At 69.7% G+C, this 26239-nt stretch carries 23 protein-coding genes; 14 read left to right on the top strand and 9 right to left on the bottom strand.

The genetic code is table 11. The annotated features are described in order from the left end of the window. The first annotated feature begins 103 nt into the window (after positions 1–103). The 5 genes from ABL843_RS04550 (at position 104) to ABL843_RS04530 (ending at position 4460) form a co-directional block, all read left to right on the top strand. The gene (locus ABL843_RS04550; RefSeq protein ID WP_418119137.1) at positions 104–1774 is read left to right on the top strand and encodes an NAD(P)/FAD-dependent oxidoreductase; all 1671 of its coding nucleotides are present in this window, start codon (positions 104–106) and stop codon (positions 1772–1774) included. Beyond that, positions 1774–2340, top strand: coding sequence for a VUT family protein (locus ABL843_RS04545; RefSeq protein ID WP_418119136.1), 567 nt, complete (start codon positions 1774–1776; stop codon positions 2338–2340). Before ABL843_RS04550 ends, ABL843_RS04545 begins: the two co-directional genes overlap by 1 nt. A gap of 123 nt (positions 2341–2463) precedes the next feature. Next, positions 2464–3381 carry a ProQ/FINO family protein gene (locus ABL843_RS04540; protein ID WP_418119135.1) on the top strand — a complete coding sequence of 306 codons (918 nt, stop codon included), beginning with the start codon at positions 2464–2466 and terminating at the stop codon, positions 3379–3381. A 96-nt stretch (positions 3382–3477) separates the two neighbouring features. Then, positions 3478–3921: a hypothetical protein gene (locus ABL843_RS04535; protein WP_418119134.1), complete on the top strand. Its 444-nt coding sequence runs from the start codon at positions 3478–3480 to the stop codon at positions 3919–3921. Further along, positions 3918–4460, top strand: a complete 543-nt coding sequence (locus tag ABL843_RS04530; protein ID WP_418119133.1) for a hypothetical protein — start codon at positions 3918–3920, stop codon at positions 4458–4460. Before ABL843_RS04535 ends, ABL843_RS04530 begins: the two co-directional genes overlap by 4 nt. A gap of 81 nt (positions 4461–4541) precedes the next feature. Here ABL843_RS04530 and htpX read toward each other — a convergent pair whose 3' ends face one another. The 8 genes from htpX to ABL843_RS04490 form a co-directional block, all read right to left on the bottom strand. Beyond that, the gene (gene htpX, locus ABL843_RS04525) at positions 4542–5417 is read right to left on the bottom strand and encodes a protease HtpX (protein WP_019658374.1); all 876 of its coding nucleotides are present in this window, start codon (positions 5415–5417) and stop codon (positions 4542–4544) included. A gap of 161 nt (positions 5418–5578) precedes the next feature. After that, positions 5579–6340, bottom strand: coding sequence for a DUF3025 domain-containing protein (locus tag ABL843_RS04520; RefSeq protein WP_418119132.1), 762 nt, complete (start codon positions 6338–6340; stop codon positions 5579–5581). Beyond that, the gene (locus ABL843_RS04515) at positions 6337–7134 is read right to left on the bottom strand and encodes an NYN domain-containing protein (protein WP_418119131.1); all 798 of its coding nucleotides are present in this window, start codon (positions 7132–7134) and stop codon (positions 6337–6339) included. The genes ABL843_RS04520 and ABL843_RS04515 overlap by 4 nt, the downstream gene beginning before the upstream one ends. After that, complete coding sequence (gene pyrC / locus ABL843_RS04510) at positions 7131–8162, bottom strand: dihydroorotase (protein WP_418119130.1); 1032 nt, start codon at positions 8160–8162, stop codon at positions 7131–7133. Before pyrC ends, ABL843_RS04515 begins: the two co-directional genes overlap by 4 nt. A gap of 48 nt (positions 8163–8210) precedes the next feature. Then, positions 8211–8738 (bottom strand): RNA polymerase sigma factor, encoded by a 528-nt coding sequence (locus tag ABL843_RS04505; RefSeq protein ID WP_418119129.1) that lies wholly within the window; start codon positions 8736–8738, stop codon positions 8211–8213. Between the two features lie 3 nt (positions 8739–8741). Next, on the bottom strand, positions 8742–8960 hold the full coding sequence (locus ABL843_RS04500) for a YgaP family membrane protein (protein ID WP_126021487.1): 219 nt from the start codon (positions 8958–8960) through the stop codon (positions 8742–8744). 111 nt (positions 8961–9071) lie between these two features. Further along, positions 9072–10502 (bottom strand): UdgX family uracil-DNA binding protein, encoded by a 1431-nt coding sequence (locus tag ABL843_RS04495; RefSeq protein WP_418119128.1) that lies wholly within the window; start codon positions 10500–10502, stop codon positions 9072–9074. Between the two features lie 22 nt (positions 10503–10524). Then, complete coding sequence (locus tag ABL843_RS04490; protein WP_418119127.1) at positions 10525–11787, bottom strand: putative DNA modification/repair radical SAM protein; 1263 nt, start codon at positions 11785–11787, stop codon at positions 10525–10527. A gap of 435 nt (positions 11788–12222) precedes the next feature. On the opposite strand from ABL843_RS04490, the gene ABL843_RS04485 reads away from it, so the two are divergent. The 7 genes from ABL843_RS04485 (at position 12223) to ABL843_RS04455 (ending at position 21787) form a co-directional block, all read left to right on the top strand. Further along, positions 12223–14535 (top strand): DUF6351 family protein, encoded by a 2313-nt coding sequence (locus ABL843_RS04485; protein ID WP_418119126.1) that lies wholly within the window; start codon positions 12223–12225, stop codon positions 14533–14535. Positions 14536–14618: 83 nt separating this feature from the next. Continuing rightward, entirely contained in the window at positions 14619–15620 is a 1002-nt protein-coding gene (locus ABL843_RS04480; protein WP_418119125.1) for a tripartite tricarboxylate transporter substrate-binding protein, read from the top strand. 122 nt (positions 15621–15742) lie between these two features. Beyond that, a complete protein-coding gene (locus ABL843_RS04475; protein ID WP_418119124.1) occupies positions 15743–17782 on the top strand; it encodes a sensor histidine kinase in 2040 nt (679 codons plus the stop codon). Beyond that, positions 17779–19158 carry a sigma-54-dependent transcriptional regulator gene (locus ABL843_RS04470; protein WP_418119123.1) on the top strand — a complete coding sequence of 460 codons (1380 nt, stop codon included), beginning with the start codon at positions 17779–17781 and terminating at the stop codon, positions 19156–19158. Before ABL843_RS04475 ends, ABL843_RS04470 begins: the two co-directional genes overlap by 4 nt. A 23-nt stretch (positions 19159–19181) precedes the next feature. Then, positions 19182–19556: a Rieske (2Fe-2S) protein gene (locus ABL843_RS04465; RefSeq protein ID WP_418119122.1), complete on the top strand. Its 375-nt coding sequence runs from the start codon at positions 19182–19184 to the stop codon at positions 19554–19556. A gap of 42 nt (positions 19557–19598) precedes the next feature. Then, positions 19599–20201, top strand: coding sequence for a YbhB/YbcL family Raf kinase inhibitor-like protein (locus tag ABL843_RS04460; protein ID WP_126021495.1), 603 nt, complete (start codon positions 19599–19601; stop codon positions 20199–20201). A gap of 86 nt (positions 20202–20287) precedes the next feature. Then, entirely contained in the window at positions 20288–21787 is a 1500-nt protein-coding gene (locus tag ABL843_RS04455) for a sensor domain-containing diguanylate cyclase (protein WP_184634592.1), read from the top strand. Positions 21788–21808: 21 nt separating this feature from the next. Here ABL843_RS04455 and ABL843_RS04450 read toward each other — a convergent pair whose 3' ends face one another. Continuing rightward, the gene (locus ABL843_RS04450; RefSeq protein WP_184634590.1) at positions 21809–22723 is read right to left on the bottom strand and encodes a LysR family transcriptional regulator; all 915 of its coding nucleotides are present in this window, start codon (positions 22721–22723) and stop codon (positions 21809–21811) included. Between the two features lie 140 nt (positions 22724–22863). Here ABL843_RS04450 and ABL843_RS04445 point away from each other — a divergent pair, with 140 nt between their 5' ends. Both ABL843_RS04445 and ABL843_RS04440 read left to right on the top strand, forming a co-directional pair. Then, entirely contained in the window at positions 22864–25002 is a 2139-nt protein-coding gene (locus tag ABL843_RS04445; protein WP_418119121.1) for a 3-hydroxyacyl-CoA dehydrogenase NAD-binding domain-containing protein, read from the top strand. Positions 25003–25044: 42 nt separating this feature from the next. After that, complete coding sequence (locus ABL843_RS04440; protein ID WP_418119120.1) at positions 25045–26235, top strand: acetyl-CoA C-acyltransferase; 1191 nt, start codon at positions 25045–25047, stop codon at positions 26233–26235. Positions 26236–26239: the final 4 nt, after the last annotated feature.

Here is a 26239-nt window from a genome sequence, read left to right as displayed (position 1 = left end):
TCGGTGTTGCCCCCGGTAGGGGGTTGGCGTAGCGACACGCAGTGTCGCGCAGCCTGGGGGCGAGTAAAATTGCTGGCTGCTTGATAGTCACAAGCCCCACGCCATGCTGAGAATCTCCGAACTCAAACTCCCGCTCGACCACGCGCCAGAGGCGCTGGCCGAACTGATCGCCAGGACGCTCGGCGTCCCACTCGAAGCGATCGCTTCCCACACCATCTACAAGCGCAGCTTCGATGCCCGCAAGGCCGAGCTGCTCACCGTCTACATCTGCGACGTGCAGCTGTCGGACGCGAAGCTCGAAGCCGCCCTGCTCGCCAGGCACGCGGGCCATCCGCACATCCAGCCGGCGCCCGACATGCGCTACACGCCCCCGGCCAGCGCGCCCAAGGGCCTGTCGACGCGGCCCGTGGTGATCGGCTTCGGCCCCTGCGGCATCTTCGCGGCGCTGATGCTCGCGAAGATGGGCTTCCGCCCCATCGTGCTCGAACGCGGCAAGACCGTGCGCCAGCGCACCCGCGACACCTGGGGCCTGTGGCGCAGGAGCGAGCTCAACCCCGAGTCGAACGTGCAGTTCGGCGAAGGCGGCGCCGGCACTTTCTCCGACGGCAAGCTCTACAGCCAGATCAAGGACCCGCGCTTCCTCGGCCGCAAGGTGATGGAAGAGTTCGTGAAGGCCGGTGCGCCGCCCGAAATTCTTTACGTCGCGCATCCCCACATCGGCACCTTCAAGCTGGTGAAGGTGGTCGAGAACATCCGCGAGCAGATCGTGGCGCTGGGCGGCGACATCCGCTTCGAGCAGCGCGTGACCGACGTGCGCATCGAAAGCGGCCACCTTCGCGGCCTCACCGTGCTCGACCAGGCCACCGGCCAGACGAGCGAGCTTCGCGCCGACCACGTCGTGATGGCGCTGGGCCACAGCTCGCGCGACACCTTCGCGATGCTGCATGCGCGCGGCGTGCACATCGAGGCCAAGCCCTTTTCCATCGGCTTCCGCGTGGAGCATCCGCAGGGCCTCATCGACCGCGCGCGCTGGGGTCGCCACGCGGGCCATCCGCTGCTGGGCGCGGCCGACTACAAGCTGGTGCACCACGCGAGCAACGGCCGCTCGGTCTACAGCTTCTGCATGTGCCCGGGCGGTACCGTGGTCGCGGCCACCAGCGAGCCGGGCCGCGTGGTCACCAACGGCATGAGCCAGTACTCGCGCAACGAGCGCAACGCCAACGCGGGCATCGTGGTGGGCATCGACCCGCGCGATTTCCCAGGATGGGAATCGAATTCCCCGGGCGATGCGCTCGCAGGCATCGCGCTGCAGCGCGAGCTGGAAAGCAACGCCTTCGTGCTCGGCGGCGGCGACTACCGCGCGCCCGGCCAGCTGGTGGGCGACTTCATCGCCGGCAAGCCTTCCACCGCGCTCGGCAGCGTGGTCCCCTCGTACAAGCCGGGCGTGACGCCGACCGACCTGCACAAGGCCCTGCCCGCCTACGCCATCGAAGCGATGCGCGAGGCCTTCCCCGCCTTCGGCCGCAAGATCAAGGGCTTCGACACGCACGACGCGGTACTCACCGGCGTCGAGACGCGCACTTCGTCGCCGATCAAGATCACGCGCGGCGACGACTTCCAGAGCCTCAACGTGCGCGGCCTGTACCCCGCGGGCGAAGGCGCGAGCTACGCGGGCGGCATCCTGTCGGCCGGCGTGGACGGCATCAAGGTGGCCGAGGCCGTGGCGCGCAGCGTGCTGGCCGAGTCGGAGCGCGAACGCACCGCGAGCGTCTGATGCGGCAGCAGTCTTCCATCCGCTTCGAACGCCCCGCCCTGGGCCACCTGATCGTCGCCACGCTGGCGATGGCGGCGGTGGTGCTCGCCTCCAACATCCTCGTGCAGTTCGCCATCAACGACTGGCTGACCTGGGGCGCCTTCACCTACCCGGTGGCCTACCTCGTGAGCGACCTCGTCAACCGGCGCTTCGGCCCCGGCATGGCGCGGCGCGTGGCGTGGGTGGGCTTCGCCGTGGCGGTGGGCGTGTCGCTGCTGCTGGCGCCGGTGCGCATCGCGGCGGCCTCGGGGCTGGCCTTCATCGCCTCGCAGCTGCTCGACATCGGCGTCTTCGACCGCCTGCGCCGCGGCCTCTGGTGGCGCGCGCCGCTGGTGGCCACGGTGATCGCCGCGGTGCTCGACAGCATCGTGTTCTGGGGCATCGCCTTCGCGGGCACCGAGGGTCCGTGGCTCACCTGGGCGCTCGGCGACCTCGCGGTGAAGCTGGCCGTGGGCGTGCTGATGCTGCTGCCCTTCAGGCTGCTGATCGGCCGCCAGGCCGCGCGCGCCTCGGCCGCCATGGGCTGACGACGGCCACGCAAACGACAATGTACCGAGCACTCCATTCCCTGCGCCGCGCTGCATGCGCGATCGCATTCCACCACTGAATTCCTTCCTGCTTTCTTCGCGCCTTTGCGCCGGATATCCAGAATGACCGAAGCAACCACCGCCAACCCGAACAACAAGTCGCGCCGCCCCCGTGGCGAGCGCATGGACATGGCGCAGCAGCTGCAGGCCCTGCGTGCCGGCACGGACGGCGCGAAGACCGCGCCTGAAGCCGATCAAGCCCCCACGCAGGCCGGCAGGCAGCGTCCGCAGCAGCGCAAGAAGCCGCAGAAGGCGCAGGGCCGCCAGCAGCCTTCGCAACAGAAGCAGCAACAACAGCCTCAGCAGCCCGCGCGCCCGCAACGCAAGGTGCACCCGGCGCTCGAGCGCCTGTTCGAGCTGTACCCGAACCTCTTCGGCGCGCGCTTCCTGCCGCTGAAGCTCGGCGTGTACGAAGAGCTGATCGCCCGCCACCCCGACGACTTCAAGGCCGAAGACCTGAAGGTGGCGATGGGCCTGCACGCGCGCTCCACCCGCTATCTCGAAAGCGTGGCAGCCGGCCATCCGCGCCATGACCTCGACGGCAACGTCGCCGAGCCGGTCGCGCCCGAGCATGTGCACCACGCCATCCTCGAACTGCACCGCCGACGCTCGCAGCGCACCGGCGAAGACCTGCGCCCCCAACTGGTAGCGCGCCTGGCCCGCGCCGTCGAAGCCTCGGGCCTCGACCGAGAGGCCTACGCCGTGCTGGTGCGCTCGCGCGACGCGAACAACAACGCCGTGCTCGACGAAGCCCTGGCCCTGCTCGCGGAACAGGCCGCCAAGCGCGAGGCGCTGCTGCGCGCCTTCGAGGCCAGCGGGCGCAGCGAGAAGGAGTTTGCGGAGATGTACGGCATGACGCAGGGCGAGGTCACGCGCACGCTGCAACGTGCGCGGGCCGACCGGAATGCCGCTGCGACGGCCGAGGTCGTGACAGCCGAAGCCACGGCTCCGACGCTGGACAGCGCTGCCACCCCGGACTGATTTCACACTTCGGTCGCTATCGTCAGCGCACCGGAAACCTTTTCATACATTTTCAGTTACATTCCTCCGGCCCAATTTCGGGCGGAGGAGAAAAAATTGAAAAGAGTCATCCGGCTGCTCTTCGCAGCCGTGGCCGTTTCGATCTTCGCGAGCGGATGCGCGGTCAATCGCGCAACTGCCACCGTCGATCCCTCGGCAAACCTCGACAAGCTGCGCGTGGTGCAGGTCAAGAAGCTCGGAGGTGAGGACGGCACGGTCCAGGAACTCATCACCGGCAACCTGCGCAAGCGCGGGCTTGAGGTTGTCGACGCCAGCAAGCCACCCGAACAGGTCGACGCCGTCGTGACCTACGTCGACAAATGGTGGTGGGACATCACCATGTACCTGATGGAGCTCACTGTCACGGTACGGGATCCGAAGTCCGACTTCCCGCTGGCCACCGGCAATTCGCTCCACACCTCGCTGACCCGCCTGTCGCCGCCGGAAATGGTGGACGAAGTGGTCGGCAACATCTTCAAAGCATCGGAAAAGCAGAAATGATCAATCAAGCCTTTCGCCGCGCCGCTGCGCTGGCCACCCTCGCCGTTGTCTTCGTCCTTGCAGGTTGCGCCTCCCCGGCCAATCGCGATGCCATGACGGCTCCCGCCACCGCATCGAGCAAGAAGCTGCCTTACTCGCTCTCGGTCAAGACCGGTGGCGGCAACGAAACGAATCCCATGTGGAGTTCGGACATCGCCGATGACGACCTGCGCGCCGCCATCGAGAAATCGATCACCCAGTCGGCCTTGTTCAAGGAGATCGTCAAGGGCAAGAGCGGGGACTACGAGCTGTCGGTCGCGATCTCCAAGCTGACCAAGCCCTCGTTCGGCGCCGCGTTCACGGTCGACATGGAAGCGGGCTGGACGCTCATCAAGACCTCCGACAAATCGGTGGCAATGCGCCAGGTCATCAAGTCGACCTACACGGGTGGCGCGTTCGATTCGCTCGTGGGCACGACCCGCCTGCGCATGTCGGTGGAAGGTGCCGCGCGCAACAACATCAAGCAGGGCATGGCGGCCATCTCGGCACTCAACCTCTGAGCGAACACCACTCGCTTCGTCGAACGGAAAAAGGGGCTGCTCAATCGACCAGCCCCTTTTTGTTTGTCGGCGTCTTGCCGCTCAGCGCTGCGCGTTCTGCAGCGCCGCAATGCGCTCCTCGATCGGCGGGTGCGTGGCAAACAGCTTGCCGATGCTGCCCGTGATGCCCATCGCTTCAACCGCCTTCGGCAGTTCACCGGCCGGCAGGCCGCCCAGTCGGGCGAGCGCGTTGATCATCGGCTGCTTCTGGCCCATCAGCGCGGCGGCGCCGGCGTCGGCGCGGAACTCGCGCTGGCGCGAGAACCAGGCCACCACCATCGCGGCGGCGAAGCCGAGCACGATGTCGAGCACGATGGTGCTCACGTAGTAGCCGATGCCGGGGCCCGAGGAGCGGTCGTCGCCACGGCGCAGGAAGCTGTCGACGGCATAGCCGATCACGCGCGACAGGAACACGACGAAGGTGTTCATCACGCCCTGGATCAGCGTCATGGTGACCATGTCGCCGTTGGCGATGTGCGCCACCTCGTGGCCGATGACGGCCTCGACCTCTTCGCGCGTCATGTTCTGCAGCAGGCCGGTGGACACCGCCACCAGCGACGAGTTCTTGAACGCGCCCGTCGCGAAGGCGTTGGGCTCGCCTTCGAAGATGCCGACCTCGGGCATGCCGATGCCGGCCTTGTCGGCGAACTTGCGCACCGTGCCGACGATCCAGGCCTCGTCGGGCGTCTGGGGGTTGTCGATCATGTGCAGTCCGGTGGTCCACTTGGCCATCGGCTTGCTGATGAGCAGCGAGATGATCGCGCCGCCGAAACCCATCACCAGCGCGAAGCCGAGCAGCGCCGTGAGGTTGAGCCCGTTGGCCGTGAGGAAGCGATTGACGCCGAGCAGGCTGGCGACCACGCCGAGCACCGCGACGACCATCACGTTGGTCAGGACAAACAGAAGGATACGTTTCAAGTTGAATTCTCCGTGGGGAAATCTGCCATCCAGATGAGGGCCCCGGGGCTCTCTTCAAGCCGCATTCAAGCGGTTCGCGGCATGGAAGCCCTGGGTGTTGTGTGTGTTCTTGGAGCTCCGGTCGGCGGCAGCCGGGTGGAGCCATGATAGGAGCAAAAGTTCTAGGCCCCCGGTATTCCCCGACCGGCCAAGGGCCTGAAGACCTTCGGATCGTCATAGAACTGTGCGGCCTCGTTGCCGGCGCACCAGCCGGGCACGCCGAGCACCGGCAGCGGCACGAAGGGCTTGCGCCCGAGCCGTTGCGCATCGAGCATGCCCGCCACCGAGACGTCGTGGAGCGCCGCCGGGCCGTTTTCTCCATCCGCCGGCAGCAGGACGTGCGCGGTGATGGGCTTTCGCGGCGTCACCAACTTCTCGAGCAGCGCATGGCCGAAGAGCACCAGCCGTGCCTCGCTCCACAGCCCGCGCCCGCTGACGAAGAGTGTGTGCCAATCACGCGCGACCAGCGCCCGCCACAGCGCTGGCGGCGCATCCAGCAGCGCGCCGTTCTCGTCGAACAGCGTGAGCGCGTCGCGCAGCGCACCGCGCGTGGCACCGACGCCGTCGCGCGCGATCTCGCCGGCCTGCAGTTCATTGAGGCGGCGCTTGGTCCGTGGAAAGGCGAGCCAGACCAGGCCGTTGAAAAAGTCGTGCAGGTTGTCGCGGGTCGGCACCGTTCGGGTCCGGAAGATGTGGGCCTCGTACGCCTGCCCGGCGGGAAGCTCGTACTGCCTCACGAAATCGGGCGCTGATGTGGATCCGATGTCCTGCAGGCCGGCCGCCACGCAGCCGTCGTTGCGCGCGACGGCCTGCGCTGCCGCCTCGCCATCGGCGCGATAGGGCGCGAGCCATGGCTGCGCCCAGTCGATCGCCGGCAGGGTCAAGGCGCGGGGGCGCCGGTCCAGCGGATGCGGTCCGGGTGCTGCATCAGCGCGAACTCGGCCGTGAGCTTCTCGAAGAGCTTGAGCGAGCTGCTGTTCTTGCCGAGCAGGCCCGCGGTGCGCAGGGCCTTGGCGACGTCGTTGAGCGGCACGTCCTTGCCGCTGCGCAGGGCCGGGGCGGCCTGCAGAATGAATTCGGCTGCTTCCGACGGAGGCGGCGGCTGCTGCGGCTGCACCTTGGCGGCGGCCTTCGCCTTCGTCGTCTTGCGTGCCGCGGCCTTCTTCGCGGCCGGCTCGGCCTTGGCGCGCGGAGCCTTCGCAGCGGCCGTCTTCTTCGCGGCCACCGTGCGCGCGGCCGGCTTGGCGACGGCGTTGTGCGCGATGTCGGTGAAGGCGTCGTAGATGCCGATGGTTTCGTCGCCCGTCTTGCCCTGCTGGCCGATGCCGCAGACGCGACAGCCCTTCTCGCGCAGGCGGATCACCAGTGGCGCGAAGTCGGAGTCGGAGGACACCAGCACCACCACGTCGGGCCGCTCGGCGATGGCGAGGTCGATGGCATCGACCGCGAGCGCGATGTCGGTGCTGTTCTTGCCGGTCGACAGGTTCACCATCGGCCGCACCGAGAGGCGCTTGAAGAGCGCCTGCCGGTTCACCGCCATCTCGGCGTTGCAGTAGGCGCGGCGCACGTGGATGGCGCCGTATTCGTCCATGGTGCGCTGCACCGCCTGCTCGATGACTTCGGCCGACACGTTGTCGGCGTCGATCAGCAGCATCACGCGCAGCGTGGGAACCGTCATGCCAGCTTCCAGTTGACGGTCTCGCCGCCGCGCAGCGGCTTGAGCGTGGCGTCGCCGTAGGGCACGGTCTCGGGCACGGTCCAGCTCTCGCGCTTGAGCGTGATGGTGTCGGTGTGGCGCGGCAGGCCGTAGAAGTCGGGGCCGTGGAAGCTCGCGAAGCCCTCGAGCTTGTCGAGCGCGCCCGCGTTGTCGAAGGCCTCGGCGTAGAGCTCGATGGCGGTGAGCGCCGTGTAGCAGCCGGCGCAGCCCAGCGCGTGCTCCTTCAGGTGCGCCGGGTGCGGCGCGCTGTCGGTGCCCAGGAAGAAGCGGTCGCTGCCGCTGGTGGCCGCCTCGACCAGCGCCACGCGGTGCGTCTCGCGCTTGAGCACCGGCAGGCAGTAGTAGTGCGGGCGGATGCCGCCGGTGAAGATGGCGTTGCGGTTGTACAGCAGGTGGTGCGCGGTGATGGTGGCGGCCGTGAAGCGGCCGGCGTCGCGCACGTAGTGGGCGCCTTCCTTGGTGGTGAGGTGCTCGAACACCACCTTGAGCTCGGGGAAGTCGCGGCGCAGCGGGATCATCACGCGGTCGACGAACACGGCCTCGCGGTCGAACAGGTCGATGGCCGGGTCGGTCACCTCGCCGTGCACCAGCAGCAGCAGGCCGTGCTTCTGCATGGCTTCGAGCGTCTTGTAGGTCTTGCGGATGTCGGTCACGCCGGCATCGCTGTTGGTGGTGGCGCCAGCCGGATACAGCTTGAGCGCGCGCACGCCTGCTTCGGCAGCCAGCGCGATCTCCTCGGGCGGCAGCTTGTCGGTGAGATAGAGCGACATCACCGGCTCGAAACGCGTACCCGCGGGCACGGCGGCGCGGATGCGGTCGCGGTACGCCACGGCCTGCGCGGCGGTGGTCACTGGGGGGCGGAGGTTCGGCATGATCAGCGCGCGGCCGAACTGGCGGGCGCTGTGGGGAACGACGGCTTCGAGTGCGGCGCCGTCGCGCACGTGCAGGTGCCAGTCGTCGGGGCGGGTGATCGTGAGGGTGTCTGTCATGGCGGGCCGATTGTCGCATCGGCCCCCTCCCGGCCGCGCAGGCCGGGATCACGCCAGCAGGTACTCGCGCACCAGCGAACGCGCGCGGTGCAGCCGGCTCTTGACGGCGCCCGCCGGCTCGCCGAGCCGTTCGGCGATTTCCGCGATGGTCAGCTCCTCGAAATCGCGCAGCAGCACCACTTCGAGGTAGTGCGCGGGCAGCGATTCGAGCGCGTGGGTCAGGTCCAGCCGCAGCGCGGCGTCGCCCCGGCTGGCCAGCTGCCGCTCGGCCACCTCATCGCCATCGTCGTCCAGCGGGTCGTGGCGGAACATCGCGCGCTGCAGCCTCAGGCATTCGCGCCGGATGACGGTGAAAAGCCACGACGAGAACGCCGCCGCGGCCTTCAGCCCCCGCACCTTGCGCGCGACGACCAGCAGCGACTCCTGCACAGCGTCGTCCACGTCGCTGGCCTGGCAGTGCCGCCAGGCGTAGCGGCGCGCGTCGGCCTGGCAGACCGCGAGCAGACTGGCGATGGCGGCCGGGTCGCCGGTCTGCGCGGCGTGGATCAGGCCGGTGCGGTCGGTGCCGGAGGCCATCGTTTAGCGCCCTTTTCCGTCGAGCTTGCGCCCGACCATCGCGCACATCGGGCAGAAGCCGAACAGGCCCGTCAGCGCCAGGATGGCGCCCATGAGGGCGACGGCCACGGCAAGCCCGAAGCCGGCGGTACTCCAGCCGATGGCGGTGAAAGCGAGGCCGGCGAGGCCCATGGCGATGCGCAGCGCGCGTTCCCAGCCGGGTAGGTTCTTGGCGTAGAGCATGGCGATTCCTTCGATCCTTCTTGAGTGCTGAGGAAGACCCTCGGACACGAAGAGGCGCCGAGCCCGCGAAACGGTTCGCGGGATGCGCGGATTTTCTTTTTTTCTTTTCTTCTACGCGGGCGCCGCCATCGCCCGCGCGAGGTCGTCCAGCCAGCGCGCCTGCGCCTCGGCACGCTCCGTGGGCGGCAGGCGCAGCAGCGCCGAAGGATGCAGCGTGACGAGCACCGGCCGGCCGTCCCCGCGCTCGCGCAGCCAGGCGCCGCGCTCGGCCTGCACCGCCACCGGCCGCCCGAGCAGGGCGCGCGCGGCGGTGGCGCCCAGGGCCACCAGCGCCTTGGGCCGCACCAGCGCGATCTCGCTGTCCAGCCAGTGGGCGCAGGCCTCGGCCTCGCGCTGGCCGGCGGTCTTGTGGATGCGGCGCTTGCCGCGCAGCTCGTACTTGAAGTGCTTGACCGCATTGGCCAGGTAGACGCTTTCCCGCGCCCAGCCCAGTTGCGCCATCGCGCGGTCGAGCAGCTGGCCCGCCGGCCCGACAAAGGGCCGGCCCGCCAGGTCCTCCTGGTCGCCGGGCTGTTCGCCGACGAGCATGTGATGCGCGCCGGCCGGGCCCTCGCCGCACACGGCCTGGGTGGCGAGCGCGCCGATCGGGCAGGCGCGGCAGGCATGCGCCGCGGCGCGCAGCGCGTCCAGGTCGGCGGTCGCCGCGCCTTCGGCCGGGCGCGGATGCATCAGCAGCGGCGGGCGGATGCGGCGCGCGGGCGTGGCCGGCGCTTCGATCATCGACTGGCTGCGCGCCTCGGCCGCATCGGCCAGCGGCTGGATCAGCGCGGCCTCGGGCAGGTTGTGCCAGTAGCGGCGCGGCATCTCGCGCCGCATCGTCGCGAGCTTGAGCCGCGCGGGGTTGAAGATGTTCTCGTAGTAGGTGAGCCAGAGCTGCTCGCCCTCGTCGGGCGCGGGCTTCTGGCGGCGGTCCGCGCCCTCGCGGAACGACAGCGCCTGCCCGTCCCATTCCACGCACCGCCGCGGCGTGAGGATGGCCCAGCGCATCTGCGCGAAGCGGCGCGCGAAGAAAGGCGCGTTGGCCTCGACGATGCGGTGCTCGGGCTCGAACCACGCGACGTGGCGCTCGGCGCCCTGCGCGTCCACGACGCGGGTGAAGCGCACGAAGGCGCGCATCTTGTGGATGTCGCGGCGCACCGAGCGGGCCATGAGCTGCGCCTGCATCATGTCGGCGTCCAGCGGGTCGTGGCGCACCGCCGGCTCGTGCACCAGGCGCCACAGCAGGCGGTAGAGCAAGGCCAGGCGCTGCGCGTCGCGGTGCAGGATCACGTCGGCGCACAGTTCGACGAAGGATGCGGGCACGGCCTGCCGGGCTGCCGCCGGTTGCACCTGCGCGGGCGGCAGGTCCGGCGCTTCGCCGAACAGATCGTTGCCACCTTCGCTCCATTCGACCTGCTCCGGCGGCACGCCGGCAGCCAGCAGCCGCCGCGCATGGCCGCGGAAGGCATCGAGATCGACCGGGTCTTCGAGACACACGCGCATGCCGATGCCAGGCTTGCCGCCCTCAGAACAGCGCCGCCTGCGCCGGCTCCGCCGCCGCGGCAGCAGAGCCGGACATCGCCATCGCGTTGGCCGCCGGCCGGTGCCCGTCCGCCACCACGAAGGGCAGCACCTTGCGCGCCGGCACGTGCAGGCGCCGCAGGTCGTCGGCACGCACCCGTCGAACGCGCCGCGCCTGCAGCAGCCGCTCCACGGCCTTCACCCCGAGGCCGGGCACGCGCAGCAGCATCTCGCGCGGGGCGTGGTTCAGGTCGACCGGGAAGCGCTCCGCATGCGCCAGCGCCCAGGCCAGCTTGGGGTCGACGTCCAGCCGCAGCAGGCCGTCGGGCGACGCCACGATCTCCTGGTGCTCGAAGCCGTAGAAGCGCATGAGCCAGTCGGCCTGGTAGAGCCGGTGCTCGCGCATCAGCGGCGGCGCGGCCAGCGGCAGCGCGCGGGCCGCGTCGGGGATGGGGCTGAAGGCCGAGTAGTACACGCGCCGCAGCTTGTAGGCGCCGTAGAGCGTGGCGCTGGAGGCCAGGATGTGCCGGTCGTCGGTGGCGTCGGCGCCCACGATCATCTGCGTGCTCTGGCCGGCGGGCGCGAAGGGCGGCGGCTTCGCGGCGGCCGGCGCGGCACCGGGCAGCGCGCGGATCGGCAACACGCGGCGCGCCTCCTCGCGGGTGTCGTCGATGCGAAGCCGCAGCCGCGCCATCGAGCGGCGGATGGCGCTCTCGTCCTTCTCGGGCGCCAGCGCGCGCAGGCCCTCGGCGGTGGGCAGCTCGACGTTGATGCTGAGCCGGTCGGCATAGCGGCCGGCGCGCGCCAGCAGTTCGTCGCTGGCGTCGGGAATGGTCTTCAGGTGGATGTAGCCGCGGAAGTCGTGCTCCTCGCGCAGTTGGCGCGCCACCTCGACCACCTGCTCCATCGTGTGGTCGGGCGACTTGACGATGCCGCTGGAGAGGAACAGGCCCTCGATGCAATTGCGCCGGTAGAAGTCGAGCGTGAGCTGCACCACCTCCTCGACCCGGAAGCGCGCCCGCGGCACGTTGCTCGATGCGCGGTTCACGCAGTAGAGGCAGTCGTACTGGCAGTGGTTGGTCAGCAGCACCTTCAACAGCGATATGCAGCGCCCGTCGGGCGCGTAGCTGTGACAGATGCCGGCGCCCTCGGTGGAGCCGATGCCGCGCCCGCCGAGCGAGTCGCGCGGCTGGGAGCCGCTCGACGCGCAGGAGGCGTCGTACTTGGCGGCGTCGGCCAGGATGGCGAGTTTGCGCTGGATTTCCATGGGATCGGTCGAATACTGTATGAATATACAGTTTTAAGCTGATTGTGTCCTGCCCCTGGCGTGCGGTTTTCCGGCCGCGCGACGCCGGCGATGGCTGGTTTTTCAGCCGCCGATTTGCGGGAAAACCGCAGGTCTTCCGAAAAAACTCCAATGGAATCAGTCACTTGGGTTTGACGGCCTGCGTGGCACATGCGTTGCTATCCATGCGGCACACCCGACAGAGGATGGAGACACGCCAATGACCGACCTGCCCGCACTCGCCGCCGCGCCGCCGCCGCCGGCCGGCCTCCCACTCACCGCCTCGCACTGACGCGCCGCGCGTCGCGCTTCGATCCGGCCCGCGCCGGGTCGCGCCGCCGCATGGCCGTGCCGGCCGGGGGGAGCCGCTTTTCCCCCATCGCTTGTTCAACCAGAACCACAACGGAGACAGAGAAGATGATCAGAACCCAGAAGAAGAGCACCCGCCTTCGCCCGACCCCCGTGCGCATCGGCACGCTGCTGGCCGTGCTGGCGCTCACCGCCTGCGGCGGCGGCGGCGGCAGCGGCGGAGGTGGAGGCGGCTTCAGCTTCATCCCGCCCGCTGCCGGCGGAGGCGGTGGCGGAGGAGGAGGCGGCGGCACCACGCCCACCGACCCGTCCGGCCCCGGCAACCCGCCGCCGGTCGATGCCACGCTGCGCATCGGCGTGCTGTCCTCGTCGCCGCAGCTGGTGACCGGCGACGACGCGCTGGTCGAGCTGGAGCTGCTGCGCGAGAAGGCCGACGGCGGCCTCGCGGTGTCGGTCGACGGGCGCGACGTGACGGCGGCGTTCTCGCGCGACCCCGCCAGCGGCCGCCTGGTGGGCAAGGTCACGGAGCTCAAGCTGGGCTCCAACGAGCTGGTCGCCAGCTACGGCGGCTACAGCGCGAAGCTGCAGCTGACGGCCTACCCGATCACCGGCCCGGTGATCTCCGGCCCGCACGAGGAGCCCTTCGTGTGCGGCTACGCCACCTTCACCCGCATGGGCGGCCAGGTGCTCAAGCCGCTGGACGACGGCAAGTGCTCGGTGGAGACGCGCGTCGACTACTACTACCGCACCACCGCCGGCAGCAACGTGCGCTTCGTGCCGGAATCGATCACCGCCTACCCGGCCAACATGGCCTGGCTCACCGTCAACGGCAAGCAGGTGCCTTACGTGGTGCGGCTCGAAAGCGGCACGATCAACCGCGGGCTGTACCAGTCGGCGATCCTGCACGACGTGCTCAACGAGCCCGCGCCCTCGCCCACCTCGCGCCCGGCCGGCTGGAACGGCACGCTGCTCTATCCGCTGGGCGGCGGCTGCCAGGGCGGCTGGTTCCAGCAGGGCAACGACTTCGCCACGCTCATCAACCCGACCTACCAGAGCCGCGGCTTCGCCGTGACCACCTCCACGCTCAACGTCTTCGGCACCAACTGCAACGACCAGCTCTCCTCGGAGACCATCGCGATGGTGAAGGAGCGCTTCATCGAGAACTTCGGCGTGCCCGCCCACACCATCGGCACTGGCGGCTCGGGCGGCTCCTACCAGAGCCACCAGACCAGCGACAACTACCCCGGCCTCTTCGACGGCGTGGTGGTGAGCCAGGTGTTCGCCGACGTCACCTCCTCCACCATCTTCAAGCTGCACGACTCGCGCGTGCTCAACAACTACTTCAACGACCCTGCCACCGCGGCGCTGGCCTACACCACGGCCGAGAAGCAGGCGATCTCGGGCTACCTGCAGATCGGCAACATCCCCAACATGAGCAACAGCGCGGGTCGCCTGGACCCCACTGTTTCGTTCCCCGCAGGCGTGCCCACCGAGCAGCGCTACAACGCGCTGACCAACCCCACGGGCGCACGCGCGACGGTGTTCGACCACACGGTGAACGTCTACGGCAAGACCGAGGCCGAGGGCTTCGCGCTGCGCCCGATCGACAACGTGGGCATCCAGTACGGCCTGAACGCGCTCAACGAGGGCAAGCTCGGCATCGAGAAGTTCCTCGACCTGAACGAGCGCGTGGGCGGCGTCGACCGCGACATGAAGCGCACCGCCGCGCGCACCGTGGGCGACACCGACGCGCTGCGCCGGGCCTACCAGTCGGGCCGCATCGTCAACGGCGCGGGCGGGCTGGCGTCCACCGCCATCATCGACCTGCGCGACTACAACGACGGCGCCACAGGCGGCGACATCCACACCAAGATCCACTCGTTCTCGATGCGCGAGCGCCTGCGCCGCGCCAACGGCAACATCGACAACCACGTGATGTGGACCATGGGCGGCGGCAGCGCGGCCGCCTTCGACGAGATGGTGAAGTGGCTCACCGCGGTGAAGGCCGACACCTCCGAGCGCACCAAGGCACAGAAGATCGCCGCCAACCGCCCGGCCGACCTGCAGGACGCCTGCTGGAACGCGGGCCTGAAGTACACCGAGGAGCAGACCGCCTTCGGCACCGGCGCGTGCAACACCTTCTACCCGGCCGGCACCACGCCGCGCATGGCAGCGGGCGGCCCGCTCACCGACGACATCGCCAAGTGCCAGCTGAAGCCGCTGAACCCGTCGGACTACAGCGTCAGCTTCAACCCCACGCAATGGGCACGCCTGAACGCAGCCTTCCCCGACGGCGTGTGCGACTGGACCAAGCCCGGCGTCGGCCAGCAGCCGCTCGCCGGCACCTGGCTGTCGTTCGGGCCGTCGCCCGTGAACCTGCTGTTCGACATCACGAAGAAGCTGATGTCGAGCTTCCTGTAAGCCAAGCCGCGGGCGGCCTGCACGCGCGACCGCACATGCAGGCCCGCCCGCCTTTTCCCCTGGAGTGAACCTTGAAAGCATCCATGAAGAAGACCCCTGTGTCCGCCTTCCATCTCGCCCTGACGCTGGCCTTCGGCCTCGCTGCAGCCACCGGCGCGCACGCGCAGGACTTTCCCGCGGGCAAGCCCATCACCATCGTCGTTCCCTTCGCCGCAGGCGGGCCCACCGACCGCGTGGCGCGCGACCTGGCCGAGGCCATGCGCAAGCCGCTGGACGGCACCAGCATCGTGATCGACAACGCCGCCGGTGCCGGCAGCACCATCGGCAACGCCAAGGTGGCGCGCGCCCGGCCCGACGGCTACACGCTGCTGCTCACCCACGTGGGCATGGCCACCACGCCGGTGCTCTACCGCAAGCTGCCCTACGACTACGAGACCGACTTCGAGTACCTGGGCATGATCAACGACGTGCCCATGACCGTCATCGGCAAGCCCCAGCTGGAGGCCGGCAACTTCAAGGAACTGCGCGAGTGGATCGCGAAGAACCCGGGCAAGACCAACCTCGGCAACGCGGGCATCGGCTCGGCCTCGCACCTGTGCGGCCTGCTGCTGCAAAACGAACTCAAGGCCGAGATGACCACCGTGCCCTACAAGGGCACCGCCCCCGCCATCGCCGACCTGCTCGGCGGGCAGATCGACCTGCTGTGCGACCAGACCACCAACACCACTTCGCAGATCGAGGCCAGGAAGGTCAAGGCCTACGGCGTGACCACGCTCAAGCGGCTGGGCACGCCCGCGCTGAAGGACCTGCCCACGCTGGACGAGTCGGGGCTGAAGAACTTCCAGGTGACCATCTGGCACGGCCTCTACGCGCCCAAGGGCACGCCCGCGCCGGTGCTCAGGAAGCTCAACGACGCGCTCAAGGTCGCGCTGAAGGACCCCGACTTCATCAGGAAGGAGGAAGGCCTGGGCGCGGTGGTGGTGGCCGACCGGCGCGTCGAGCCGGCCGAGCACAGGAAATTCGTGCAGCAGGAGGTGGCGCGCTTCGGCCCGGTCATCAAGGCTGCCGGCGTGTACGCCGACTGAGGCACGCGCATGGTGCGACGCATCGGCGACAGCGAGGGTAATTCCGCCTCGGCGCGGCAGGGAGTGCTGCATACCATCAGGGCCCTTTGCTGCCCGACGGCGGACTCCCGCTTCCCGCTCCCGTGTCGTCACTGCTCCTATCGGCCGGCCGCGCCGTGCTGAAGCTTTCCGCGCCTTACCGGGCCGGCTTTGCCGGATCGCCCGACGACCTGCGCGACAAGGCCGTGCTGGCGCGCTTCCACGGCGACGCCCCCACCCTCGCGGCCGGGGCGCCGGCCCTTGCGCGCTGGCGCCTGTGGGCCGCCGTCTGCGTGTGGCTGTGCCTCATTGCGGCCGGCGGCGCGCTGGCCTACCTGCTGGGCGAGCGCGCGGGCATCCGCTCGCTGCAGCAGGGCACGCTGCACCGGCTCGACATCTACGCCACCAGCCTGCGCAGCGAGCTCAGCCGCTACGAATACCTGCCGCAGGTGGTGTCGCTGAGCCCCGACGTGCTCGACCTGCTGCGCAAGCCGCGCGACGCCGGCCAGCAGCTGGACGCCAACGTCTACCTCGAGACCGTCAACGCGCACGCCCAGGCCTCGGCCATCTACGTGATGGACGAGACCGGCCTCACGCTGGCCGCCAGCAACTGGAACCAGCCGGGCAGCTTCGTGGACATGAACTTCTCGTACCGCCCCTACTTCCAGGACGCGCTGCGCGGCGTGCCGGGGCGCTTCTACGGCATCGGCACGGTCAGCCGCGAGCCGGGCTACTACTTCTCCTTCGGCATCATCGACGGCGCGCGCCGGCTGGGCGTGGCCACCGTGAAGGTCAACCTCGACAAGCTCGACGCGGCCTGGTCGCATTCGGCCGACCGCGTGTTCGCCATCGACGGCAACGGCGTGGTGTTCCTCTCGTCCGACCCCGGCTGGAAATTCCGCGCGCTGCGCCCGCTGTCGAGCGAGACGCTCCGGCAGCTCGCGCAGACGCGCCAGTACACCGAGGCCGGCGCGCTCACGCCCATCGACATGCGCGAGCACCGGCCGCTGTCGGGCGGCGAAGGCACCGTGGTGCAGCTGCGCGCGAACGAGGAGGCGCCGCAGCGCCCCGGCGCCACGCCCTTCGGCCCCGACTACCTGCTCGACAGCCGCCCGGTCGACGGCACCGACTGGAAGCTCATCATGCTGTCGGACATGAAGCCTGCGCACGCGCTCGCCCGCACCAGCGCGCTGGCCACGATGTTCGCGCTGGTGTTTCTCACGCTGCTGGTGATGTACCTGCAGCAGCGCCGGCGCATCGTGCACCAGCGGCTGGCCGCGCGCGAGGCGCTGCAGGGCGCCTACGACGAGCTGGAGCACAAGGTCGAGCTGCGCACCGAGGCGCTGAGCGAGGCCAACCAGCACCTGCAGACCGAGATCGCCGAGCGCAAGCGCGCCGAGGAGATGCTGAAGAACACGCTCGACGACCTGGTGCAGACCGGCAAGATGGCCGTGCTGGGCCAGATGTCGGCGGGCATCACGCACGAGCTCAACCAGCCGCTGGCCGCGCTGCGTACGCTGTCGGCCAACGCGGTGGTGTTCCTGGAGCGCGGGCAGTCCGAGCAGGTCGACCTGAACCTGCGCACCATCTGCGAGCTGACCGACCGCATGGGCCAGATCACCGCGCAGCTCAAGAAATTCGCGCGCCGCTCGGCGGTGGAGCTGCAGTCGGTGGCGCTGGCCGACGTGATCGCCGATGCGCTCTTCCTGCTGGGCCAGCGCATCCGCCAGGAACACATCGAGCTCGAGCAGTTCATCGAGCCGGGGCTCTTCGCGCGCTGCGAGGGCAACCGGCTCGAGCAGGTGCTGGTGAACCTGCTGGTCAACGCCTTCGACGCGGTCGCGGCCGCCGGGGCCAGCCCGCGCCGCGTGCGCATCGTGGCGCGGCGCAGCGCCGAGGGCGTGGCGGTGGAGGTGCACGACAACGGCACCGGCATCGCGCCCGAGGTGATGCCGCGCCTCTTCGAGCCCTTCTTCACCACCAAGGAACAGGGCCTGGGACTGGGCCTGGGGCTGGCCATCTCGGCCGGCATCGTGCGCGACTTCGGCGGGCTGCTGCGCGCCGGCGAGAGCGAACTCGGCGGCGCGGCCTTCGTGGTCACGCTGCGCGATGGCGGCACACGCAATGCAGGGAACATTTCATGACTGAACACGAACTCGAGGTTCTCTTCGTCGAGGACGACCCGGCCGTGCGGCTGGGCAGCACGCAGGCGCTGCAGCTGGCGGGGTTGCGCGTGACGGGCTTCGGCTCGGCCGAGCAGGTGCTGCCGCGCGTGGTACCGGGCTTTGCCGGCGTGCTGGTCACCGACGTGAGGCTGCCCGGCATGGACGGGCTGGCGCTGCTGTCGCGCGCGCTGCAGATCGACCCGACGCTGCCCGTCATCCTCGTCACCGGCCACGGCGACATCACCATGGCGGTGCAGGCCATGCGCCTGGGCGCCTACGACTTCCTGGAGAAACCCTTCTCGCCCGACCAGCTCACCGAGGTGGTCCAGCGGGCGCTGGAGAAGCGCGCGCTGAGTCTCGAGGTCGACCAGCTGCGCCGCAAGCTCGCGGGCTACGAATCGATCGAGGCGCGGCTGATCGGGCGTTCCTCGGCCATGCAGCGGCTGCGCCGGCTGGTGCTGGACGTGGCCGGCTCCGACGCCGACGTGCTGATCCTCGGCGAGACCGGCACCGGCAAGGAGCTGGTGGCACGCTGCCTGCACGACTGCGGGCGCCGGCGCGAGGGCAACTTCGCGGCCATCAACTGCGGCGGCATGCCCGAGGCGCTGTTCGAGAGCGAGATGTTCGGCCACGAGGCCGGCGCCTTCACCGGCGCGGCGCGCAGGCGCATCGGCAAGATCGAGCATGCGCGAGGCGGCACGCTGTTCCTCGACGAGATCGAGACCATGCCGATGAACCTGCAGGTCAAGATGCTGCGCGCCCTGCAGGAGCGGCAGTTCGAGCGGCTGGGCTCCAACGAGCTGCGCCCGATGGACAGCCGCGTGGTCGCCGCCACCAAGGCCGACCTGCTGCAGGCCGCGCAGGCGCAGAAGTTCCGCGACGACCTCTACTACCGCCTGAGCGTGGTGGTGCTGCACCTGCCGCCGCTGCGCGAGCGGCGCGAGGACATTCCGCTGCTGTTCACCCACTTCGCGATGCAGGCGGCGCTGCGCCACGGACGCGAGCAGCCCGCCGTCGCGCCGCGCCACCTGCAGGCGCTGATGGCGCATGCCTGGCCCGGCAACGTGCGCGAGCTGCGCAACATCGCCGACCGCTTCGTGCTCGGGCTGTGGGACGGCGAAGAGGGCTTCCGCAGCCTCGCGCAGGAACCGCACTCGCTCGACGAGCAGATGGCGCAGTTCGAGCGCTACCTGATCCGCGAGGCGCTGGAGGCCTGCAACGGCAGCGCCGCCGCCGCGGCCGAACGCCTGGGCGTGCCGCGCAAGACGCTGTACGACAAGATGCGCCGGCTCGGCCCGCTGGACGCGGCCCCGTCCGACGAGACAATGCCACGCCGCGCGTTGCGCAGCGCCTGAACCTTGGCTAGGCTCGCGGTCAGATGACCGAAGCCGCCACGACCGCCCCACAGCCTGATCCATCCGCCGCATCGGCCCTGCCGCTGGCCACCGGCCTTGCCGAAGGCGGCTTGGCCGCCAGGTTCAACACCCCCGAGGGCGTACCGGCCTTCGCGGTGCGCTGGCAGGGCGCGGTGCACGCCTACCTCAACCAGTGCCCGCATGCCGGCGGGCCGCTCGACTTCGAGGGCCAGGTGCTGGAGAGTTCAGGCCGCTTCCTGATGTGCGCGCGGCACGGCGCCATCTTCGAGCCCGACACCGGCAAGTGCGTCGGCGGCCCGTGCCGGGGCGCGCGGCTCACGCCGGTGGCCGTGCACGAGAAGGCCGACGGCAGCGTTTGGCCCGGCGCGGCCGGCTGAAAGCAAGCCAGGACAAGACAACAACCATCCAGGAGCAACGACATGCGCAACTGCAACACCCGATTTCGCACTCTCCCGCATGCGGCCCTGCCGGCCGCGGCGCTCGCGCTGGCCGGCCTGCTGGCGGGCTGCGCGGGCATGTCCTCGCCGGTGGGCAAGGGCTCCACGGGCATGAAGGTCAGCTCCAGCGCCTTCGCGGACGGCGGCACGATTCCGGCCGAGCACGCGGGCGTTGGCGACTGCGGCGGCAAGAACATCTCGCCGCCGGTGGCCTGGAGCAACCTGCCGGCCAAGACCAAGTCGGTCGCGGTGCTGGTGTTCGACCCCGACGGCGCGGCCGGCCTCGGCGTTTCGCACTGGGTGGCCTACAACATCGCGGCCGAGCGCGGCGAGCTCAAGGCGGGCGAAGGGGCCGCGGGCTCGAACTTCGACTTCACCATGGGCCCGAACGTGGCCGGCACGCCCTCCTACCGCGGCATGTGCCCGCCGGCGGGCGACCGGCCGCACCACTACGTCATGACAGTGATCGCCACCGAGCTCGCGCCGGGCAGCCTGCCCGCCGGCCTGGGCCGCGACGCGCTGCTGGCCGCGCTCAAGGGCCGTGCGCTGGGCGGCCAGAGCGTGGTGGGCCTCTACAGCCGCTGAGCCGGGTTGGCCGCAGTTAATAATTAAGACCTCGTCACGCCAGCCCGCCAGCATTGGCTGCAGCCGCTTCCACGAAAGCTTCATCGATGGCCCTGCCCGCCGCCACCTCCGGCTCCACGCCGGTTTCGCCTTCCGCCGCCGGCGACCTCGACGCCATGTTCGACCTGGCGCCGGTCTCCCTCTGGATCGAGGACTACGGCGACCTCAAGCGCAAGCTCGACGGCTGGCGCGCCGAGGGCATCACCGACCTGGTGGCGCACCTGCAGGCCGAACCGCAGCGGATCAGCGACTGCATGGCGCTGCTGAAGGTGCTGCGGGTCAACCAGCACACGCTGAAGCTCTTCGGCGCCGACAGCGAGCAGACCCTGCTGGGCGCGCTCGACCGCGTGTTCCGCGGCGACATGTCGGCCACCGTGGTGCACGAGCTCGACCAGCTCTGGCGCGGCCAGCTCAGCTTCGAGAGCGAAACGGTCAACTACGCGCTCGACGGCCGCCGGCTCGACGTGCGCGTGCGCGCCCGCGTGCTGCCGGGCTACGAAGACAGCTGGAGCCGCGTGCTGGTGGCGCTGGACGACGTCACCGAGCGCGTGGCCGCGCAGCGCCTGCGCGACGAGAGCGCGATGTACGCGCGCAGCCTGTTCGACCGCTCGCCGGTGTCGCTGTGGGTGGAAGACTTCAGCGCGGTGCGCTCGCTGATGGAAACCATCCGCTCGCGCGGCATCACCGACTTCGCCACCTTCATCAAGGTGCACCCCGACTTCGTGACGCGCTGCATGCAGGAGATCCGCGTCATCGACGTCAACCACGAGACGCTGCGCATGTTCGGCGCGCCCGACCTGCAGACGCTGCTGGGCAACCTGCCGCGCATCTTCCGCGACGAGATGCGCGAGTCCTTCGCCGAGCAGCTGCAGGACCTTTGGAACGGCAAGACCGTGCAGCACCGCGAAGTGCTCAACTACTCGCTGTCGGGCGAGGTGCTCAACATCCACATGCAGTTCGCGGTGCAGGACGACCGGCTCGACACCTGGGACCTGGTGCTGGTCTCGCTGGTCGACATCACCGCGCGCAAGAAGGCCGAGGCGTATCTCGAATACCTCGGCAAGCACGACGTGCTCACGCAGCTGTGCAACCGCACCTACTACACCGAGGAGCTCAACCGCCTCTCGCGCAAGGGCCCGTGGCCGGTGTCGATCGTGGCCATCGACCTCAACGGCCTGAAGCAGGTCAACGACCAGGAAGGCCACGCCGCCGGCGACACCCTGCTGCGCCGCATGGGCGAGGTGCTCGACAAGGCCGTCGACCTGCCCGCCTGGCCCGCGCGCATCGGCGGCGACGAGTTCGCGGTGCTGCTGCCCATGACCGACGAACGCGGCGCCGAGGCCATGCGCGAGCGCATCCTCACGCTGCTGGAAATGAACAACCAGTTCCACGCCGGCCAGAGCGGCCACGCGCTGAGCCTGGCCATCGGCCTCGCGACCTGCCACGGCGACGAGCCGCTGGAGGCCGCGCTGCAGCGGGCCGACCGGGCGATGTACGAGGACAAGTCGCGGTACTACGAGAGCACCGAAGCCGACCGCCGCAGGTAGGGCTGCCAGCGCTGGCGCCCGCTATCGGGAAGACGGTTCTCCATCGCCCGGCCCCCTCACCCGTTCCAGCACGAAATCGATGAAGGTCCGGATCGCCCGCGTGTGCTGGCGGTTGGGCATGTAGAGCATGAACATCTGCGTGCCGAAGATCGAGAGGCGCCAGTCGTCCAGCGTGGTCACCACGTCGCCGCGGCGCACGTCTTCCTGCACCACGTAGTCGGGCACGAGGCCGATGCCCAGCCCGGCGAGGATGGCCTGGCGCAGGAACAGGAAGTTCTCTGAAATGAGCGTGGGCTCCAGGATCACCTCCCTGCGTGTCTCGCCCTGGTAGGCCGACACGCGCAGCTGCCGGCCGATGACGGCGGCCGTGACCACCGGCGCGCCCTGCAGCGCGTCGAGCTGCACCGGCAGCGGGTTCTTCGCGGCGTACTCGCTCGAGGCGCAGGCCACGTAGCGCACCGGCCCCATCGCGCGCGCCACCAGGTTCTGCGGGGGCTCGGGAATCACGCGGATGGCGATGTCGACCTCGTCGCGCAGCAGGTCCTCGATGCGGTTCTCGAACACCACGTCGAGCACGATGCCGGGGTACTGGCGCTTGAAGTCGATCAGCCAGTCGGCCATGACCAGCTGCCCGTAGCCGCTGGGCACGCTCAGGCGCACGCGGCCCTGCAGGCCCTGGCCCAACGTGGTGACGGATTCGCGCGCCGCCAGCAGCTCGGCCTGGATGGCGATGCCGTGCTGGTACAGGCGCAGGCCGATCTCTGTGGGCTCGGCGCGCCGGGTGGTGCGCCGCACGAGCTGTGCGCCCACCGAGCGTTCGAGCTGGTTCAGGTGGTAGCTGACGTTGGCGCGGGTCATCTTGAGCCGCCGCGCGGCCGCGCTCAGGTTGCCGGCATCGAGGATTTCCACCAACAGGGTGAGCGACTGGAGGTCCATGGGCCGATTTTGTCAAAAATGATTTGACAGTCTGTCAACCGGCTATGCAATTGTCAAAGCCAGGAGAGCGGCCAAGAATGCGGGGTTCACCCCCAGAGCCTCGGACCCACCTGGTCCGCAACGCGAGAGACAAGCAGCACATGGCCACCAACGACACCCCCAGCCCCTCCACGTCCACCGGTCCCGTCACCTTCGAGCGTCAAGGCGACGTGTTCGTGGTGACCATCGACAACCCGCCCGTCAACGCCCTGGGCGTGGACGTGCGCCGCGGCCTCGTGGCTGCCATCGACGCGGCCGAGGCCGACGGCGCGGCCAAGGCGGTGCTGATCGTCGGCGCGGGCCGCAACTTCATCGCGGGTGCCGACATCCGCGAGTTCGGCAAGACGCCGCAGCCGCCCTCGCTGCCCGAGGCCTGCCTGAAGATCGAGAACTGCACCAAGCCGGTGGTCGCGGCGATCCACGGCGCCGCGCTGGGCGGCGGGCTGGAAGTGGCCCTGTCGGCGCACTACCGCATCGCCTCGCCCACCGCCAAGCTGGGCCTGCCCGAAGTGGCGCTGGGCCTGCTGCCCGGCTCGGGCGGCACGCAGCGCGCGCCGCGCCTCATCGGCGTGAAGCCCGCCATCGAACTCATGCTCAGCGGCCGCCACGCGGGCGCGAAGGAAGCGCTGTCGCTCGGCCTCGTCGACCGCCTCGCCACCGAAGCCGACGCGCGCGCCGAAGGCCTCGCCTACGCGAATGAACTGATCGCCGCCAGCGCCCCCGTGCGCCGCACCCGCGACGCCGGCGCGCTGGCCGACAAGGAAGCCGCCCGCGCCGCCCTCGAAGCCGCGCGCGCCGACACCGCCAAGAAGAGCCGCGGCCTGTTCTCGCCGATGAAGATTGTCGAGGCCGTCGAGGCCGCGCTCACGCTGCCCTTCGACGAAGGCATGGCGCTGGAGCGCAAGCTGTTTTTGCAGTGCATCGACAGCCCGCAGCGCGCCGGCCTGATCCACGCCTTCTTCGCCGAGCGCGAAGTGCTGAAGGCCCCCGAGACCAAGTCGGCCAGCCCGCGCGCGCTGGCGTCGGCCGGCATCGTCGGCGGCGGCACCATGGGCGCGGGCATCGCGGTGGCGATGCTCGACGCGGGCATGCCCGTCACCATGATCGAGCGCGACGACACGCAGCTCGCGCGCGGCCGCGCCAACGTCGAGAAGGTGTACGACGGCCTCATCGCCAAGGGCCGCATGACGCCCGAGGCCAAGGGCAACGTCATGGCGCGCTTCTCGGGCTCGACCAGCTACGACGCGCTCGCCAACGTCGACATCGTGGTGGAAGCCGTGTTCGAGGACATGGCCGTGAAGAAGGCGGTGTTCGCCGAACTCGACCGCGTGTGCAAGCGCGGCGCGGTGCTGGCCACCAACACCTCGTACCTCGACATCGACGAGATCGCCGCCAGCATCTCGCGTCCGCAGGACGTGGTGGGCCTGCACTTCTTCTCGCCCGCCAACATCATGAAGCTGCTGGAGATCGTGGTGCCCGCCAAGGTGAGCGCCGACGTGGTCGCCACCGGCTTCGAGCTCGCCAAGAAGCTCAAGAAGGTGCCGGTGCGCGCCGGCGTGTGCGACGGCTTCATCGGCAACCGCATCCTGGCCGTGTACCGCCAGGCCGCCGACCACATGATGGAAGACGGCGCATCGCCCTACCAGATCGACGAGGCGGTGCGCAACTTCGGCTACCCGATGGGCCCCTTCCAGGTATCGGACCTCGCGGGCGGCGACATCGGCTGGGCCACGCGCAAGCGCAAGGCCGCCACGCGCGACCCGAAGGCGCGCTACGTGCAGATCGCCGACCGCATCTGCGAGCGCGGCTGGTTCGGCCAGAAGACGCAGCGCGGCTACTACCTCTACCCCGAAGGCGCCCGCACCGGCCAGCCCGACCCCGAGGTGCTGGCCATCATCGACGCCGAGCGCGAGCGCGCCGGCATCAAGCCGCGCGCCTTCACCGAGGAAGAAATCATGCGCCGCTACATGGCCGCGATGATCAACGAGGGCGCCAACGTCGTGCTGCAGCGCATCGCGCTGCGCCCGCTCGACGTGGACGTGACCTTCCTCTATGGCTACGGCTTCCCGCGCCACCGCGGCGGCCCGATGAAGTACGCCGACACCGTGGGCCTGCCCAAGGTGCTGGCCGACATCCAGGAGTTCGCGAAGGAAGACCCGGTCTTCTGGAAGCCCTCGCCGCTGCTGGTGCAGCTGGTGGAGCGCGGCGCCGACTTCGCAAGCCTCAACCAATCCGAGTAGTCACAGGCACAGACAGAGCCAGCCGTCCAAGGAGACACCCCCATGCGTGAAGCCGTCATCGTTTCCACCGCCCGCACCCCGCTGACCAAGGCGCACCGCGGCGAATTCAACATCACCCCCGGCCCCACGCTGGCGGCCTTCGCCGTGAAGGCGGCGGTGGAGCGCTCGGGCCTCGACCCCGCGCTGATCGAGGACGCGATCCTCGGCTGCGGCTACCCCGAAGGCACCACCGGCCGCAACATCGCGCGCCAGGCCATCATCCGCGCGGGCCTGCCGATCTCCATCGCCGGCACCACGGTCAACCGCTTCTGCGCCTCGGGCCTGCAGGCCATCGCCATGGCCGCGGGCCGCATCGTGGTGGACGGCGCGCCGGCCATGATCGCGGGCGGCGTCGAAAGCATCTCGCAGATCCGCACCCGCAGCGCCACCGACAGCGGCGACAGCGGCATGGACCCGTGGATCGTCGAGCACAAGCCAGCGCTGTACATGGCGATGATCGAAACGGCCGACATCGTGGCCAAGCGCTACAACATCAGCCGCGAGGCGCAGGACCGCTTCTCGGCCGAGAGCCAGCGCCGCACCGAAGAAGCGCAGATCGCCGGCCGCTACAAGGACGAGATCGTCGCCTGCACCACCACGATGGCCGTCACCGACAAGGAGACGAAGGAAGTCACCTACCGCGAAGTGACCGCCACCGAAGACAACTGCAACCGCCGCGGCACCACCTACGAGGCGCTCGCCAAGCTCAAGCCCGTGATGGGCGAGGACAAGTTCATCACCGCCGGCAACGCCTCGCAGCTGTCGGACGGCGCATCGGCCTGCGTGCTGATGGAAGCCAAGGACGCCGAGCGCGCCAACATCAAGGCGCTGGGCGCGTTCCGCGGCCTCGCGGTGGCCGGCTGCGAACCCGACGAGATGGGCATCGGCCCGGTCTTCGCGGTGCCCAAGCTGCTCGCGCGCCACGGCCTCAAGGTGCAGGACATCGGCCTGTGGGAACTCAACGAGGCCTTCGCCTCGCAGTCGATCTACTGCCAGGACAAGCTGGGCATTCCGTCGGAGCTGCTCAACGTGAACGGCGGCGCGATCTCCATCGGCCACCCCTTCGGCATGACCGGCGCGCGCCTCGCGGGCCACGTGCTCATCGAAGGCAAGCGCCGCGGCGCGAAGTACGCGGTGGTGACGATGTGCATCGCCGGCGGCATGGGCGCCGCCGGCCTGTTCGAGATTTATTGAGGAG

Source organism: Variovorax sp. 350MFTsu5.1 (genome assembly GCF_048302515.1).
Taxonomy (GTDB): domain Bacteria; phylum Pseudomonadota; class Gammaproteobacteria; order Burkholderiales; family Burkholderiaceae_C; genus Variovorax; species Variovorax guangxiensis.
The sequence above is the reverse complement of the archived record's forward strand: the minus strand, read 5'-3'. Positions and strand labels throughout refer to the sequence as shown.